Annotated in this window: 12 protein-coding genes; 4 read left to right on the forward strand and 8 right to left on the reverse strand. The window is 34.0% G+C overall.

Annotated elements, in window-relative coordinates; all coding sequences use genetic code 11:
- Positions 1-34: 34 nt before the first annotated feature.
- Both C5Q98_RS04720 and C5Q98_RS04725 read right to left on the reverse strand, forming a co-directional pair.
- Positions 35-1597: an ABC transporter substrate-binding protein gene (locus C5Q98_RS04720; protein WP_106012519.1), complete on the reverse strand. Its 1563-nt coding sequence runs from the start codon at positions 1595-1597 to the stop codon at positions 35-37.
- Between the two features lie 445 nt (positions 1598-2042).
- Complete coding sequence (locus C5Q98_RS04725; protein ID WP_106012520.1) at positions 2043-3311, reverse strand: cation:proton antiporter; 1269 nt, start codon at positions 3309-3311, stop codon at positions 2043-2045.
- A 605-nt stretch (positions 3312-3916) separates the two neighbouring features.
- Between C5Q98_RS04725 and C5Q98_RS04730 the strand changes: the two genes are divergently transcribed.
- The gene (locus C5Q98_RS04730) at positions 3917-5356 is read left to right on the forward strand and encodes a glycoside hydrolase family 32 protein (protein ID WP_106012521.1); all 1440 of its coding nucleotides are present in this window, start codon (positions 3917-3919) and stop codon (positions 5354-5356) included.
- Position 5357: 1 nt separating this feature from the next.
- Positions 5358-6380, forward strand: a complete 1023-nt coding sequence (locus tag C5Q98_RS04735; protein ID WP_158695712.1) for a carbohydrate kinase family protein — start codon at positions 5358-5360, stop codon at positions 6378-6380.
- A 114-nt stretch (positions 6381-6494) separates the two neighbouring features.
- Here C5Q98_RS04735 and C5Q98_RS04740 read toward each other — a convergent pair whose 3' ends face one another.
- From C5Q98_RS04740 to C5Q98_RS04765, 6 genes are all read right to left on the reverse strand, one after another.
- Positions 6495-8732 carry an alpha-galactosidase gene (locus tag C5Q98_RS04740; protein WP_106012523.1) on the reverse strand — a complete coding sequence of 746 codons (2238 nt, stop codon included), beginning with the start codon at positions 8730-8732 and terminating at the stop codon, positions 6495-6497.
- Between the two features lie 73 nt (positions 8733-8805).
- A complete protein-coding gene (gene gtfA, locus C5Q98_RS04745) occupies positions 8806-10260 on the reverse strand; it encodes a sucrose phosphorylase (RefSeq protein WP_106012524.1) in 1455 nt (484 codons plus the stop codon).
- 75 nt (positions 10261-10335) lie between these two features.
- Positions 10336-11181 (reverse strand): carbohydrate ABC transporter permease, encoded by an 846-nt coding sequence (locus C5Q98_RS04750; RefSeq protein WP_106012525.1) that lies wholly within the window; start codon positions 11179-11181, stop codon positions 10336-10338.
- The gene (locus tag C5Q98_RS04755) at positions 11181-12065 is read right to left on the reverse strand and encodes a carbohydrate ABC transporter permease (protein ID WP_106012526.1); all 885 of its coding nucleotides are present in this window, start codon (positions 12063-12065) and stop codon (positions 11181-11183) included. Before C5Q98_RS04755 ends, C5Q98_RS04750 begins: the two co-directional genes overlap by 1 nt.
- A 57-nt stretch (positions 12066-12122) precedes the next feature.
- Positions 12123-13442, reverse strand: coding sequence for an ABC transporter substrate-binding protein (locus C5Q98_RS04760; protein WP_106012527.1), 1320 nt, complete (start codon positions 13440-13442; stop codon positions 12123-12125).
- A gap of 43 nt (positions 13443-13485) precedes the next feature.
- On the reverse strand, positions 13486-14715 hold the full coding sequence (locus C5Q98_RS04765) for an ROK family transcriptional regulator (protein ID WP_106012528.1): 1230 nt from the start codon (positions 14713-14715) through the stop codon (positions 13486-13488).
- 262 nt (positions 14716-14977) lie between these two features.
- Here C5Q98_RS04765 and C5Q98_RS04770 point away from each other — a divergent pair, with 262 nt between their 5' ends.
- Both C5Q98_RS04770 and C5Q98_RS04775 read left to right on the forward strand, forming a co-directional pair.
- Positions 14978-16594: a glycoside hydrolase family 13 protein gene (locus C5Q98_RS04770; RefSeq protein ID WP_106012529.1), complete on the forward strand. Its 1617-nt coding sequence runs from the start codon at positions 14978-14980 to the stop codon at positions 16592-16594.
- Between the two features lie 195 nt (positions 16595-16789).
- On the forward strand, positions 16790-18418 hold the full coding sequence (locus C5Q98_RS04775; RefSeq protein ID WP_106012530.1) for a glycoside hydrolase family 13 protein: 1629 nt from the start codon (positions 16790-16792) through the stop codon (positions 18416-18418).
- Positions 18419-18574: the final 156 nt, after the last annotated feature.

Here is an 18574-nt window from a genome sequence, read left to right on the forward strand (position 1 = left end):
AAATAAATCAGTTTTAATTTGCGCTTATTAATTACTATTCTTCTTCTGTGGTCTCCTCAGAATTTTCGGAGTCTTCTGCTTCTTCTTCTGTAATATTAACTTCTGTTAATTCACCTGAGAATAAAGCATTTAGTTTTGCTTGATCTGCAGGAGCTGCTGCATCAATAACACTACGTACTGATCCACCATCATAAATTGCTCCAACATATTCTCTAGCTAATTCAAATTTAGCAGCACGGAATGGACTATAGAATTCCATACGTTCTTGCTTGGTTGACCACTCGTATAACTCAGCATCTAGCTCAGTATTGAACCAACGTAGAGGAATATCATCTGTTGCTTCTTCTTTATAGTTTGGACTAATGAAGTCGTGATCTATTAAGTCCATGAACATTGTGAATACACCTTCTGGATCAGCTTTGTCTGAAACAGCATCTGACATGTATTTACCTTGTCCATCAAAGACTGTAACTGCATAATTGTCACTTAAAGTCTTATAAGAATCACTTTGATCAGGAGTACCTACTGTTACATTTGAACCCCATGGATATGGAACAAATCCGAAGTCAATCTTACCTGCTAGTCCTGAAGCTTGCCATGCAGCTCTATGTGTCATCGCAAGACCTACACCTTCATCAAATGTTACTTGAGGTGTTGTCCATGCATCAGGTTGACCATCTTCAGTTAGGTTAGGATCCATTACAAGTCCACCTTGTTTTAGAGTACTAAGAACCTCTAATGCTTCAATAACATTAGGATCTTGGTAATTAATTTTTTGATCTTTAAGGGAAACTAACTCTGTACCGTTTGCTGCTGGAGCAAATAAGAACCAGTAGTATGGGTCAATAAAGAATGCACTTGTACCTTCAGGTAATTTGCTATTCAATTCTCTGACATACTCTACAAAATCGTCATAGCTCCAATGACCTGTAGCAAACAATTCATTTGGTTCTTTTTCCATACCTGCTTGTTTAATCATTTCACGGTTATATAGAAGTCCTTCACCACCAACAGTTGTACCAATACCGTAATTCTTTCCTACCCAATCACCTAAGATGGAGTTCTCTGGTTTGGAAACATTACTAATCCATGAAGTAGCTTCTTCTAAAATATTGTTTGATGCTAATGTAGCAAAGAAGTGACCATATGAAACATCAAAAATATCTGCAATTGGATCACCAGCAACATGAGCTTTTACCATTTCATTAGGAATTTCGTAGTATTCTACATCTGGAAGTGCAGTGAATTCTAACTTAACATTATATTTATCTTCAATATATTTAATTTTAGCTTCACGTTCAGCTTTTTCGTAGTCTTCCAAATCTTTAGCGTCAGGGTTTTGTGCATCTAATGAGTTATAGCTTAGAACTTTAATTGTTGCTCCACCTAAGTCATGTGCTTCAAAAGCTGAGTACTCTTTGACAGGAGTTTCCTCCTCTTCACCTTCTTCGCTTGAAGCAACTTCACTAGAAGTACCTTCTGTAGTTTTATCTGTAGCATCATTTCCATTGTTATTGGTGCTACATGCAGCTAAAACACTTGCTCCCATTAACAAAGATAATAAGAGAGCCGACAGTTTAATTTTGCGATTATTCATTCTCATCCTCCTAATAATCTTTTTTGTACTATGCAAATTCCCCCATAAAAAGTCTAATTGTGCATAGGCCTACCATCTTAAGTCATTTGAAATTTCATGAAAAATTTTCAGCGCAAATAAAATTCTTGCATAAAAAAATCAAGACTTGATGACAAGGTAACATAATTTTTCATAACATTCTATAATTTTTAACATTTTCTATTAAAGTTTACAATTTTTTTTGGTTATTTTACTCAAAATATGTTACGCGCATTCAAATCCACAATATTTATTGTCTTTTCAAACAAAGCAATCTTTGAATATTTTTTTCGTCCTTGCAAAATACATACAAAAAAAGAGCTCGAATTAAATTCAAGCTCTTCAATACTAATTTCCCTTATTTTGTTAAGATTTTATACGTATAAAACCTTCATATATGTACTTATACTCGATTTATATATAAATACTAGTTTTTCGCTTTATCGACTGCTTTCAAAATATTAACTCTATCTTTTTCTTCTGCTTCTATTTCGTTCACATTAGATTTCTCTAGAAGTTTCTTATAACTCAGATCAATTGCCAATGCACCTAATGGAGCAGTTATTAAGATTCCCAAAACAGCAACAGACAAAACTAAGTTACCACAACTCAATCCCATACTTAGAGGTACAGAACCAATGGCTGCTTGGACTGTCGCTTTTGGTAAATATGCCAAAGCACAGAATAATTTTTCTTTCATATTTAAATTTGTTGTAACTAAGCTGACAAATACACCTACACATCTTATAACTAGAGCTATTAAGATAAGTAAGACTGCAGCAAAACCTGCTTCAGCAATATAGTTGATATCAACAGCAGCACCAACTAATACAAACAGTATTATTTCTGCACCAACCCAAGTTTTACCAAACTTACTAATCAAGTGATCTACTGTGCTTCTCTTAGCAATAGTTCTCAAACCTACAGCCATAGAAATTATAGCCAGCAATCCAGAGAAAGCAATTTTACCTTCAAGTGTTGATTCAATAGCCATTAATAAGAACGACACACCTAGTACTAATAACATCTTCTGACTACTTCTGAATTCGTGTCCTAAGTCACGAGCTTTATTGAACACAAAATTCAAAACAAATGCAAACAATACGCCTGCCACTAAACCTGTAGCTATAGAAATCGGAATATCAAATAGTTGCAAATAGTTAACTTGACCACTCTTCTCCATTCCTGCAAAACAGGTGAACAAAACTATAGCAAAAATATCGTCTAGCGAAGAGCCTGCAATAATTAATTGGGGTACACTTCTCTGTACACCATAAGTTTCTTCAATCAATCTAACCATCTTTGGAACTACAATAGCAGGGGAAACTGCAGCCATGACACTACCCATTATTGCTCCCTCAAGAACTGTAACATTCAACAATAATGGCGCAAAAATTACAAATGCCAGAATTTCAAATGTAGCAGGAACAAACGCTAAAATTATTGAAGCTGTTCCTACTTTTTTCAAATCCTTTAAATCTAAAGATAATCCAGCTTGTAAAAGAATAATAACTAAGGCTATCTCTCTAAGCTCAGGTGATAATTGTAATAATTCACCTGAAATCAAATTCCAGACAAAAGGCCCTAACAAAACACCTGTCAATAATAAACCCATAATGTGAGGTATTTTCAATGTTCTACATAAAGTTGATAAAGCTATTCCTAATAAAAGTACTATTGCTAACGATGTTATCATGTTTCCTCTTTTCTAAATTGCAATGCAATAAACATAAATATTTGGCAATAAGAAAAACTGATGGCACTCTGGTAAAACCTTTGAATTTCATCAAAACTTTTATTAGCTTCATACTTAAGTTTGAAATGCAATAGATAAAATTTATACGTTTTTCCTCATCAGTATACGCCTTTAGTTTTCTAATTCAAGGGAAAAATTTAATAATTTCGTTATGCAAAGCATTTCATAATTTGGCAAAAGCATACCATTATGTTAATGAAATATATTTAAAATAATCAAATCATGGGAGGAATATCATGGATCAAGCTGCAGACATACTATTTTTTATACTATCGATAATAATAATTCTTTATCTTAAATAGTAATAATAGTTCAACTCGTTAAAAATATTAAGTTAAATAAGTAACTTACGATATTAAATTGTAAAAATTACAGTCAATTTCTAATTTAACAACAATCTATTCATTCACTGAGTTAACAAATAGATGACTATATTTATGTTATCGACAAATAAAAGCTACACAAACACTTATTTTAAGGTATAATAGAAGTAATTTAATTATTCTATTAGTTAACTGAGTTAATTAATAAGCAAAGGAGTTTATATGATTGAAAATAATTGGCCAAGCTATCATATTACTGCTTGGAAAAACTGGATAAATGATCCTAACGGTTTAGTTTATTATCAAGGAAAGTATCATGTTTTTTATCAACATCATCCATATGAACATAAATGGGGGCCAATGCATTGGGGACATGTAATCAGTGATGACTTATATCATTGGGAACACTTACCTATAGCATTATATCCTGATGAGAACGGTACCTGTTTTTCTGGTTCAGCAATAGTTGATCATGATAATGTAAGTGGTTTAGGAAAAGATGGTATTGCCCCACTTCTCTTATTCTACACAGCTGATCTTAATGGAGAATCCGAAAGTCAATGTATAGCGTATACTTTGGATGGGATAAACTTCGAGAAATACGAAGGCAATCCTATTTTAGAGCATAGTGAGTACAGAGATTTTCGTGATCCAAAAGTATTTTATTATGAACCAGATAATGCGTGGAAAATGATTATTTCAGTCTTTGATCACATTGAGATTTTTGAATCTACCAACTTACTTGACTGGAATTTAATTAACACATTTTCAACTGAATCTGTTATCAACGGAGTTTGGGAGTGTCCAGACCTCTTCCCTCTACAATTTAACGATGAGACTTACTGGGTATTAATACTGTCTGTTGGTCCAAAACCTGGAGAAGGCAGCACAAGAACTCAATATTTTATTGGTGATTTTGATGGTAAAAACTTCACACTATTAGAGTCTAGTAATAGCATTCGTTTTATTGATTCAGGTCTAGATAATTATGCTATAACAAGTTTCTCAGAGACAGAAGAAAGAATAATGATCACTTGGGCTCAAAATGGATATTATGCTCCTGCAACTCCAAAATATGGTTACTGCGGACAACTTAGTGCACCTAGACTGCCATTCTTATTCGAGGATATTTCAGGTAATTTAAGTCTTGGTTTCAGACCGGTCGACTTGCCTGAAACAATAAATTCAAGTGAATTAAAAACACATTCTTCAGAAGGCAAGATGTATGCTGAATTAAGTAATAAACCTTTATTAATTGAATTCGGTCTTGATTCAGATGCTAATTTCGAACTTGAATTGTATAATGATAGTGGTGAAACTCTTAGCTTCAGTAAAGAAGGTACTGAATTAATTTTAGATAGATCAAAAGCTTTAGGAAATATTGATCACGAGGCATTCCAAGAAGACTTTTTCAAGATTCATAAAGCCGAACAAAAACTAAATGAACCTAGCAATTATTTTATTTTCTTAGACAGCCATCTATTAGAGATATATGCTGAAAATGGTACAAATGTTTTCACAAGCACAATCTACCCAAAATCTCCACTTGATAAGGCTAAGATTTCAGAAAGTACAAAAGCTAAGTTCATTGAATTAGATACATTTAAACCTGCAATATCTGTTGAAAATTTAGCAAAAATGAATTTAAAAGAGGATGAGTAAGATGTCAAAAAAATATGATTTAATAACTTTAGGTGAGTTACTTATTGATTTTACAATATCAAATGAAATCAAAGAAAATGCAAACCCTGAAACTGAAATTTATGCAGCCAACCCTGGTGGTGCTCCTGCAAACGTAGTTGCCTGTGCTCAGAAACTAGGATTAAGCACAGCTTTTATAGGATCTGTGGGTGCTGATCATTTTGGTGAAGTTCTTATTAATACACTTCAAACAATAAATATTGATACTTTTTTAATACAAAAGACTGAAGAAGCATTCACTACCCTAGCTTTTGTATCATTGGACCAAAACGGTGATCGAGAGTTTAGCTTTGCAAGAAAACCTGGTGCAGATATGTTTATTAGCCTTAACGAAGATAGCAAAAATGCATTATCTAATACTAATTTCTTCCATTTTGGCAGCATTTCTCTAATCACTGAGCAAAGTCGTGAAGCAACTAAACTTGCTGTAAAAACAGCTAAAGATAATGGTGCTGTAATTAGTTTTGATCCAAATATAAGATTGGATCTCTGGGATAGTCAGAAAAATCTTCTAGACCAAGTTCATTGGGGTTTAAAAAATGCAGATATAATTAAATTAAGCGATGACGATCTAAATTGTCTAACTGATATACTTCCAGAAAATTTCATAAGAGATCTCTTTAGTCATACTGATATTAAGTTGATACTCTATACCTCAGGTAAAGAAGGCTCTAAAGCTTACTATTACGATCAAGTAACAAATGACTTACGTTTCGTTTTCAGAAAAAATGAATTTGAGATTAACGCTGTTGATACAACTGGAGCTGGAGATATTTTTACTGGTGCGTTCTTAAGCAGTTTAAACTTAGACCAATATAATAAAACTACTAACAGAGAAAACTTCCAAGAGTGGATTCTAGACTTCAAGGACCTGGAAAACCACCTCGATTTCGCAAATAAATTTGCTGGGTTATCAACTCTAAAACACGGTGGAATTCCAAGTATTCCAAGTAGTGAGGAGTTTAATGAGTTTTATAATGTTTAAAATTGATATTTTAGGTTTCTCTAAAAACTAACATTATAATTTACAACATTAAATAACGGCTTGAAGATTAAAATCTTCAAGCCGTTATTAATCTCATATATTTAGCAGCATCAATTACATCTTTTCTGCTACGTACCAAACTGCATCATAATTTCTACTTGCTTGTTCAATCTTTAACCCAGCTGTTTCTAGATCAGCAGCTTTATACTCTCCTAGAACTTGTCTACCTTCTCCATTATATAAAGTTAGTTTGTAGGTCGCGTTTCTATCTAAGCCTTGCCATCTAATTAACTTTGGCAGTCTGCCTGTCATTAAATCCTTATAAACAACTACTAAGATAGCATTGTTTTTGCTCTTATCTACCATCTCCCACGCAGTTATGTATTTATCCTCATACGGATCAATAATTCTGTAATAATCACCCTTTTGAACTGTTTCCCAGTATTCGTTATAAAAACTAATAAACTTCTTGGTAAATTCTTGCTCCGCCTCAGTGAGAGTATTCAGATCTAGCTCATAACCAAATGCACCCTGCAATGCTGTAGCAGCTCTTGTACTAATTGGCACAACTCTCTGGTTCTGGTGATTAGGAACAGCAGAAACATGTGCAGAAATAGTTGATAAAGGATAGAAGAATGAAGTTCCATGTTGAATTCTAGTTCTATCTATTGCATCAGTATTATCACTTGTCCATATCTGAGGTGTATAGTACAACATACCTAGGTCAAATCTTCCACCACCACCACTGCAGCCTTCAACCAATAAATCAGGATAGTTATCCAATAAATGCTGGAATACACGGTATACACCAAGTACATATCGATGTGACACCTCTCCCTGTCTATCTGCTGGTAATACCGCACTATATAAATCAAATAATGATCTATTCATATCCCATTTCAAATATGAAATATTACCTGATTGAAGTACATTATCTAATGCCTCTATAGCAAAATCTTGCACATCTTTTCTACTAAAATCTAACACCAACTGTGTTCTCGCACGCACTGGGGACTTTCCTGGTATCGCTAATGCCCACTCAGGATGTGTTCTGTACAAATCACTATCCTCATTAACCATCTCTGGTTCCATCCAAATACCAAAATCTAAACCAAGTTCATTAACCTCTTTAGCCAAATCTCCTAAAGTACCACCTAGTTTAGCTTCATTAGGGATCCAGTCACCTAGACCTGATATATCTAAATCACGCTTGCCAAACCAACCATCATCTAAGACAAAAAGATCAAAGTTCAATTCTTTAGCTTTTCTTACAATCTCTAGAATTTTATCTTTAGTAAAATCAAAGTATGTAGCTTCCCAGTTGTTTACTAATACAGGTCTACGTTTGTTAACCCAATTACTCTTGATTAAGTTGTTATTTACAGCATTATGTAAGTTCCTGCTTAGTTCACCTCTACCATTACTGCTATATGAAAGAGCTAATTCTGGAGTTTCAAAACTTTCTCCTGCTTTTAGCTTCCAGTTAAAGTTACTATCATCTATACCTGCGACTACTCTTATCTGTCCAAGCTGATCTTTTTCGCAAGATATATTAAATCCACCACTATAAACCAAACTGATACCATAGGCTTCACCAACAAGCTCTGTAGTATCTTTACCCTGAAGTATTATACTTGGGTTGTGCTGATGACTTGATGTACCTCTAGTACTTCTCACTTGGAAAATATTTCTACCTAGCTCAGTAATCTCTGCGTTTCTCTCACCTGTGTGTTGTCCTGGTAAATGCAAAACTTCGAAATCAGAATATACAAAGTCAAGGGCAGCAGAAGCAAAGTTCTTAATAAAAACGGTTTCACTAGTTTCATTAATCAACTTTGCTGATCTAGTAATTAAATCAAACTCTGGAAATACTGAATAATATAATTCTAATTTTAATTCAGAAAATCTGTCCTTAAGAGTTATTACTAATGTTTCTGCTTCATTATCTTCACGACTCCAAAAGTGAGGTTGACCTTCTAAATTATACTTTCCTGAGTAAAACTCATGCGAAGAATATCTAAAATCTGTCCCTCTAGTGCCATTTTCCCAAAGTACGTCCAAAGCATTAATTCTAAAATCACCAGTTCCATATTGAGGAAACTCCTGAGGTAAGGTATCAAATGAATAAGTCTTGTCAGTACTCCTATCTCCAGGATTACCTGAAAACCCTACATCCATGTGAGTGAAAATATAAGAATAATCTGAACCTACTGTTTTCTCTCCATACCATGTATGTAACAAAGACTTATTTTCATCTACTTTCATTTGATAAGTACTTTTATTCGAATTAATAGTGAAGGTATTATCCTTGTCATTATAAATTATGTATTTAGAATTGTTTAATAATTGCATTTTATCTCCTTAATCTAAAATTAGGGACAATGATTTACTCAATCATCATCCCTATAAAAATCAAATATTTTAGCTAAATCTTAAATACTTCTTCTTTTCCAGATTCAGAAGTAATAATTCTCGCTTCTAAGCTATTCAAATCAATCTCCAACTTAGTGTCATATTTGTCAAAAATATTTGTCCAAATTAATTCCAGTTTATTTTCAGAATAGGCAACACTGAAGCTTCCTTCGTAGAACTTATTATTATTCCTAAATTCAATCAATTTTAGAATTCTTTGTGTACGCTCTCTTTGCAAAGCTTCACGTATGTCAGCTCTACTGTAATTTCTTCTGTTTAATTCGCGACCATCACCTGTTCTTTCATATTCAGGATAGTCATGAACACCACCGAAAATCCCTTCATAATAAACTTGTGGAATTCCAGGAACAAACAATTGAATAGCTCTGGCTATTACAAATGAATCATCATCTTCACCTAATAGTGAATAAAGAGTTCCGCAGATCTGATGTACGTTTGGAGCATTTTCATAAGCTTTCTCTGTTGAGTGCAGTTCTGTAAATTTAGCCCCATTTCTCTCAGTGATATTAACCACTTCAACCATATCTGCTTCGTTCAAGATGCCATTCATATCAGGTTGAACAGGAATACCATCATGGCAGTCAATTAAAGTTACCCAATCATCTGGTCGATCTGGGTCTTCAAGTAATTTAACTAAGAGTTTTGCATCTTTAATCAATAATGCCTCTAAAATCGCATATGAGATTAAGAAGTCATAGTTTTGATATTTCTTCTGAGCTAGTTTTCTCATATCCTTTAATGGTGCATGAATCTCGTGCAATATCTTGATACCAGCCTTATTAGCTTCAGCCTCAATCCAATTCATGAATTCATATATTTCAGGTTCTACAAAGAAGCAAGAAGTTCCTGGTTTCTTAACCGCATACGCTATGGCATCCATTCTTAGTTCTTTTAATCCCTTTGAAGCAAAGAACTCAAATAGATCTTTGTAATAATTTCTAACAATATCTGTATTTATATCAACATCTAACTGTTCTGACGGATCTTGTCCACCAAAAGTTGTCCATATCCTTATTGTCTCGCCATTTGCTAATTTATAATCAGACCATGGACGTTTTCTTCTAAGCACAAGATTTTTAATATCATCTGCACTTGGTTCATTCTTACCAAAGATTTTTTCTGGAGTTAAGAAGAAGTCTTTGTACTCAGATTTATCACCATTCTCTAAGTAATCCTTAAACATCTTGGATTGAGCTGAGACATGGTTAACCATAAAATCTAAGGTCAAATCATACTTTTCAGCGATTCTACTTATATCTTCCCAATTTCCAAATCTTGGATCTATTTGTTTATAGTCGATTGGAGCAAACCCTCTATCTCCTGAGGAAGGATATGGTGGCAAAATATGAACTCCAGAGAAGATACCTTTAAAATCTTCTTCTAAGACTTGTTCTAATTCTTTTAGATTTCCACCCAAAGAGTCTGGGTATGTGATTAATTTTGTCATTTCTTACCTCTTTTAATCATATTTTTAAAAAGTATAAATCCACTTTTTTTAATTATGCTAATAAACTTTCACTTATTATCCTTTTACTGCACCTGCAACAACTCCGGATAAGACCTGCTTTTGCAATAATAAGTACAGCACTATAACAGGAATTGCTACCATAACTAAAGCACCCATGATTAATCCTAAGTCTGATGAATAGGTACCATAGAACTGTTGAGTTGCAATTGGCAATGTCCATAGACCTTTTCTAGTCAAGACTAATGTTGGTAACAAAAAGTCATTCCAGATACTTACAGAATACAGTGTTGCTACAGTTGCAGTGATAGGTTTCAACAATGGTAAAACAATTCTAAAGAATGTTTGGTAAATATTTGCACCATCTATAGTTGCAGCTTCTTCCAACGATACTGGAACACTAGTAGCTATATAACTTCTAAACATAAATATTGCCATAGATACTGAAAAACCTGTATGCATCAAGATTAAAGTAATTCTTCTATTTAGCAAGTTCAACTGAGCTCCATAGACTGATACCAAAGGGATCATTAAAACTTGGAAAGGAATTACCATTGAGGCTAGCATTAATGAGTAGAAAAATTTATTAACTTTCCATTGTTTTCTAGCAAATATATATGCAGCCAATGATGAGGTTAATATAATCAAGCATACACTTGATACCGTAATAATTAAGGAATTCAAGAATGTTCTAGGGAAAATCATTTTCCTGAAAGCTTCCGTATAGTTTCTAGCCGACCAACCTTGACTACCTATAAAAGATAATGGCTCAGCAACTATATCTCTTCTTACCTTAAATGAGTTAATTAAAATTACATAAATTGGATAAATAAATATCGCTAAAAGTATCAATAATAGTAAGAAAGTTAAAACATTTCTTACGAGAGTATTTTTATTTTTCATTATGCTTTAACCTCCATCTTCTGTCCTATTTTAGCGTGAGTCAAAGCGACTATTGCAACTAAGGCAAATAATGTAAACGCTTCAGTTTGACCTAAACCATATTTCTTAGCTGAGAAAGCTTGATCATAAACATACATAGGAGCAAGCTTGGTTTCACCAAATGGTCCACCCTCTGTCAAGGACAAGTTGACATCATATGTAACAAAACATCTAGTAATAGCAAGGAATATACAAATTGTGAATGTTCCTACCATCATAGGAATTGTAATCCTAAATAAAGTATCAGTCTTGTTACATCCATCGATTAATGAGGCTTCTTTTAGCTCTTCAGGTACTGAAGTTAATCCTGCAGCATAAATAATCATTAAATATCCAGAAAGTTGCCATACTGTTACTATAATTAAAGCCCACATAGCTGTATCAGGACTAGATAACCAAGACTTCTTCAATACTTCAATTCCAAATATCTGTCCTATAGCTGGTAAAGCATTCTTAAAAACAAACTGCCAAATATAACCTAATACAATTCCACCAATCAAATTAGGAGTGAAGAAAGTTGTTCTAAATGCATTACGTCCCCTAAAAGGTACTGATACTAACAATGCTAATAGAAAACCTAAAATGTTAGATAGTAGAACTGACCAAAATGCAAATGTTACAGTTCTTCCCATAGATACCCAGAAGCTCTTATCTGCAATCATGTCTTTATAGTTTTGCAGACCAACTAAATTATAATGATTGCTGATTCCATCCCAGTTTGTAAATGTCAAAAATATACCAAAGATAAAAGGTACTAAAACAACCATCGTAAATAAAAATACTGCTGGACCTGCAAAGCTTATAAATTCAATAAAACTTTCAAATCTATTTTTTGTCTTTTTCATATTTATATTCCTATAATATTGCCCCATATTGAATAATATGAGGCAATAAATACTTAATTATTTTTGTTTTTGCCAGTAAGCTTCTATCGCTTTAGCAAATTCGTTTCTATCAATATTTTTTGCCAAGTATTTTTGGAATTCTGCTCCCATTTCTTTCCAGTGGTCACCTGGGTAGAAAGGATATCCATCAATCAAAGCATTATTTTGTGCGTATTTCTGAACTGAAGCACTTAATGGGTTTGTTACTTCTAATGTATTATTGCTAAATGCTGGTACTAATTGACATTCATCAACTATGAATTTTTGTCCTTCTTCATCGTAAACAAGCCAGTTCAACCATTCTAAAGCTGCTTTTTGTTGAGCTTCTGTACTGAACTCTTTGTCAATCATAATTCTCTTACTTGCACTACCAGTTAATTTATCTGCTACACCATTTTCAGTGTTATTTTGTGGAATTGGCATGACTCCATACTCAAATTCATCTGATGCAGCATCTTTCATCTCTGCCCAAGCCCAGTTTCCGTTGAACCAGAAACCAACTTCACCTTCAGCTAATGCAATTGCGTTTCTATCATAATCAGCTGCCATAGGATCTTCTTTATTCATATTATATTTTGCTAATAAATCAAAAGTATCCATTAGAGAATTATATCTTGGATTTTCAGCTAAATTGGCTTTACCAGCTTTTAATTCGTCGATGAATTTTGAAGCATCTTCTACATCTTTACCAACTTGCTCATATACTGAGCATAAGTAGTGTCCACCTAAAGACCAATCTTCTTTATTTAAAGCAACAGGTGATTCCATTCCTCCAGCGACTAATTTTTCTAAAATTTCAGCTAACTGATCCATAGTATTTACGCTTTCAGGATCAAATTTTTCACCAGTTACCTTTTCAATAGCTGTCTTATTGTACATCAAGCCTCTTGCTTCAATACAAAATGGGAAAGCAATTACTTGACCATTATCATTTACTACACCATATTCTTTAGCTCCGGAAATCTCTGTCCATTTTTCATTAGATAAGTCTAGAGTTTTTTCCTCTAACATATAAATGTCTTGAACGTCTCCCATGAATAAAGTAGGCGCTTCACCTGAAGCATAACGTCTTGAAATTTCTTGAGATGGAGAGTCAACTCCTGTAACTAAAATTTCAAATTCGATATTATGTTTCTTACCATACTCTTCTGCCATTTTTTCCATTTGTGGTTGGATCTCAGCTTTAGAGTTCAAGATTGAAATTCTTACTTTGTCTCCTGTTGAACCTGACTTTCCAGCTTCACCTGAAGACCCTGTACCTTCGTTTGGTGCACTACAAGCTACTAAACCTAGCGCCATTACACCTGCTAAAAGAAAACTTCCTATTTTCTTATTCATAACAATTCCTCCAAATTCTTTTTTAATTATTAAAATTAAAAACTTAATTATTAATTATTTGGCTAAGCAAATGTGTATTTCGCAATAAATTATCAATTGCAACACTTGCCGCCCCTAGAAGTATCCTGTCAACACTTTTATCTGCATATCTGATGATTACGTGCTCTTCATTACCGTTAAAAGCTCTTTCACTGACTACGCTCCTAATCTTATCAAGGACCAAGTCACCACCATTTGACATTACATCTCCAATAATTATTTCGTCTGGTGCGTAAGCATTAACAAGGTTTACCACGCCATAGCCCATATATTCAGCTACCTCTTTTGCAAGAGATACACATAAGTCATCACCTTTGGCAGCATTTTCGAAAATATCTTGAGCTTTGAAGTTTTTAATAAAATTCAAAGCTGAGTTAGGAAACTTATGTAATAACTGCTCTGCTTTTCTTACAAATTGCAGTGATGAACAATATAGTTCAAGACAGCCATAGTTCCCGCATCTACACTTTTCGCCATCAAAATTAATACTAATATGTCCTACTTCTGCAGCAGTACCGTTTTTGCCAAGAAGCATTTTGCCGTCAGATATAATACCTGCACCAACACCATCACCAACTAAGTAATATGCTATTGTTTTATTCTCAGCATAAAGATCTTCACTTGTTAGCCATTCAGCCATAACTCCAGAATTAGCATCATGTATTAAATAAACTGGAACATCTATATCTAATTCTAGAAGTCCAGACAGGTTAACTTCGCTAAATGAATCAAGGTCTGTTAAACCAATAATTTTGTTAGCTTCGTTATCGAAAGGTCCAGGAACAGCTACACCAACTGCAGCAATTTTTTTATCTGAATTTACATATTCCAGAATTTTACTGGAGATTAATTCTACAAGTTCTGTATCAGGTTTTAGCTTACTAATATCAATTACTTTTTGGCTTATTAGTTCACTTGATAAAGAAAAGATACCAATTCTTAATTCTCTTCTGCTTAATTTAATCGCTAAAACATTAAACTCAGAAACATTAACTTCCAAACCCTCTGCTTTTCTTCCCATTTTGCCGGAAACTCTACCAACGCTTTTCAACAAATCAAGTTCAATTAGCTTATTGGTTATTTTAGAAATCGCCGCACCTGTCAAACCTGTATAGCTAGAAATTTGAGCTCTAGTGATACCCGGATTCTTATATACCAATTGCATGATTCTGCCTCTATTCATGTTCTGCAGATCAAATTTATTTACAACATTTTTAGCTTGATTTGTATCCATACATTCATTCTAAACTTAGCCTTGTCATTCGTCAACTGAGTTAACTAATAAGACGATTATTCTACATTACTGCCAATTTTTAAGCTTGCTCATTGTGCACTTTAACAATAGAATTATCATCCTTTAACTAAAACAGTCGTTTTATGATTAACAAAGTTAACTAATAAGACTGGCTCTCATTCCAATTAAAGAAAAACCTTTAGTATTAAATCAATAAATTGTTTATCATGTAAATTAATAAAACAATTTTCGGAGGTTTAATATGAAACACTGGTGGCAGGATGAAGTTTTTTACCAGATTTATCCTAAAAGTTACAAAGATACAAATGGAGACGGCATAGGAGATTTGCCTGGAATTATTGAGAAATTAGACTACCTCAAAGATTTAGGAATTGGTGCTATATGGTTATCTCCTATTTTCACATCACCACAAGCAGATAACGGTTATGACGTTGCTGACTATGAGGACGTAGATCCTATGTTCGGAACACTTGAGGACCTTGACGAATTAATTGCAGAAGCTGATAAACGTGGTATTAAAATTGTTTTAGATCTAGTTTTAAACCACACTTCAGATGAACATTACTGGTTCCAAGAGGCTCTTAAAGGAAAAGATAATCCATATCACGATTACTACATTTGGAGCGATAATGGACCTGATGATTTACCTAACGATATAGAATCTGCTTTTGGCGGCCCTACTTGGAAATATGTGCCACATTTAGAACAATGGTATTACCATCACTATGATGTTAAGCAACCAGATCTTGACTGGACAAATCCAAAAATGCGTCAAGAAATTTATGCAATGATTAATCGCTGGATTGACAGAGGCGTCGGTGGATTTAGATTAGATGTCATTGATGAGATTGCAAAAGATATTCCAAACAAAGAAATTGTTAGATATCCAGAAATCTACGACCTTATAGAAGAATTATCAGCTAACTGCTTCCAAAGAGATGATGTAGATGTTGTTACCGTTGGTGAAGTTTGGAGTACCAATCCAGAACGTGCCAAACGTTGGAGTAAGGAAGATGGATCTCTCCTCTCAATGGTTTTCCAATTAGAACATTCTACTATCGACCAATACGAGAACAAATATGACCTTAAACCATTAAACTTCTTAAAACTCAAAGAAACTTTCTCCAAATGGCAAACTGAATTGCAAGAGCAAGGCTGGAGTTCACTAGTATGGGAAAACCATGACCTTCCACGTGTCGTTTCTCGTTGGGGTAATGATAAGGAATTAAGAACTGAATCAGCAAAAATGTTTGCAACACTCTACCTAGGCTTACGTGGTACACCTTATATCTACCAAGGACAAGAAATTGGTATGACCAACCATCATTGGAGAGATATTAGTAAGTATGATGACGTTGAAGCTATTAACTTATTTAACGAAAGAACTCAAGACGGTTATACAGAAGCTGAAGTCTACGATTCACTAGAAGCTAAAGGTAGAGATAATGCTAGAACTCCAATGCAATGGGACGATAGTAATAACGCTGGTTTCACTACTGGTACACCATGGATAGATGTCACAGATAACTATAAAGAAGTTAATGTTGCTTCTGAAGTTAATGATCCAAAATCAATCTTTAACCATTACAAGAATTTAATTCAATTGCGTAAAGACAATGACGTCTTCCTAAATGGCCATTATGAATTATTATTAGCAGATGACGAGGAAGTATTCGCGTATAAACGTACGACTGAGGAGCAAGAACTATTAGTAATTTGTAACTTCTACGGTAATACAATAGAACGTGAACTAGAAGATTTCATTGGTGAATCAGAACTAGTGCTAGGAAACTATGAAATTGAAGACATTAATACATTGAAGCCTTATGAAGCTAGAATGTATTTGTTGAATAAATAGGCTATTATCACCTAAGTTTCTTTATATATTAAATCCAGTCTGAAATACGGCTGGATTTTTTATTTTCTAATACGTTTTGATTTAATTTATATTAAAAAGAAAGCCAAATATCTGCACCTTAAATTCAAAAAAGCAAGTCTTTTCTCAACAATTTGACTAAAATGATAGCATCGAATAAATTATGGAGGCCTAACAATGAAACACTGGTGGCAAGAAACAGTATTTTACCAAATATATCCAAAGAGTTTTAAAGACAGTAACGGAGATGGCATCGGAGATATCCCTGGCATTATTAGTAAATTAGATTATCTGCAAGATTTAGGGATAGGCGGAATTTGGTTATCTCCGATCTACACTTCTCCCCAAGCTGATAACGGCTATGATATTGCCAATTATGATGATGTAGACCCAATTTTTGGAGACATGGAGGATTTAAACACTTTAATATCTGAAGCCCAAAAACGTGGAATTAGAATTATTATGGACATGGTTCTCAACTATACTTCAGATGAAAATCATTGGTTTCAAGAAGCCTTGAAAGGTAAAGACAACCCTTATCATGATTACTATATCTGGAGTGATAACGGTCCTGATCAGATTCCTAATGACATTGAATCATCTTTTGGAGGGCCATCCTGGACATACGTCCCACACCTAGAACAATGGTATTACCATCACTATAGTGTGAAGCAACCTGATCTTAACTGGAACAACTTAGATATGCGACAAGACCTTTACGATATTATTAACCGTTGGATCGATAGAGGTATAGCTGGTTTTAGACTAGATGTTATTGATGAAATTGCCAAAGATATTCCCAATAAAGAAATTGTCAGATACCCTGAGATATACGAACTAATTGAAGAATTATCAGCTAATTGTTTCCAGGCAGATAATCATGAAAACAAATATATATTTACAGTCGGAGAAGTTTGGAGTGCAAATCCTGAGCGTGCCAAACGTTGGAGCAATCCAGATGGCTCCCAATTATCAATGGTTTTCCAGTTGGAGCATTCTCTATTAGACCAAGATCCTGCCGACAAATATGATATTGTTCCTCTCAATTTATTAAAACTAAAACAAACAATGAGTAAATGGCAAACTGAGCTTAGAGGCGAAGGCTGGAGCTCACTAGTTTGGGAAAACCACGACCTCCCACGTATTGTCTCTCGCTGGGGTAACGATAAGGAATTAAGAACTGAGTCTGCCAAAATGTTTGCTACTCTCCTACTCGGTATGCAAGGTACTCCCTTCATATATCAAGGTCAGGAAATAGGGATGACTAATAATCACTGGCGTGACGAAGCTAAATATAGAGACATTGAAGCTTTTAATTTGATTAATCAACGAGACGCTAAAGGAAGAAGTCTGGAAGATGTTTTTGACGCTCTTGAGGCTAAATCTCGTGATAACGCTAGAACTCCAATGCAATGGGATGATAGCAAGAATGCTGGTTTCACTACTGGAACACCATGGATAGATGTCACAGATAACTATAAAGAAGTTAATGTTGCTGCTGAAGTTAATGATCCAAAATCAATCTTTAACCATTACAAGAAATTAATTCAATTGCGTAAAGACAATGATGTCTTCCTAAACGGCTATTATGAATTGTTGCTTGTAGATGACGAGGAAGTATTCGCCTATAAACGTAGTACTGAGGAACAAGAACTATTAGTAATTTGTAACTTCTATGGTAATACAATAGAGCGTGAACTAGAAGATCTCATCGGCGACTCAGAGCTAGTGTTAGCAAACTATAACATTGATGATATTAATACATTGAAACCTTTTGAAGCTAGAATGTATTTGAGAAATCTTTAGATAGTTATTTATAAAATTAGAATATTTATTCACTAAAGGTTAGGTCGCACTTGCATCCTAACCTTTGCTTTTTCCTTCTCTTTTTTGTGACAAAACTTTTGCAAAAATTCATCTGAGGAGTATAATATTTATCATTGATTTTGCATATAGACTTGT

The organism is Fastidiosipila sanguinis (assembly GCF_002998295.1).
Lineage (GTDB): Bacteria > Bacillota > Clostridia > Saccharofermentanales > Fastidiosipilaceae > Fastidiosipila > Fastidiosipila sanguinis.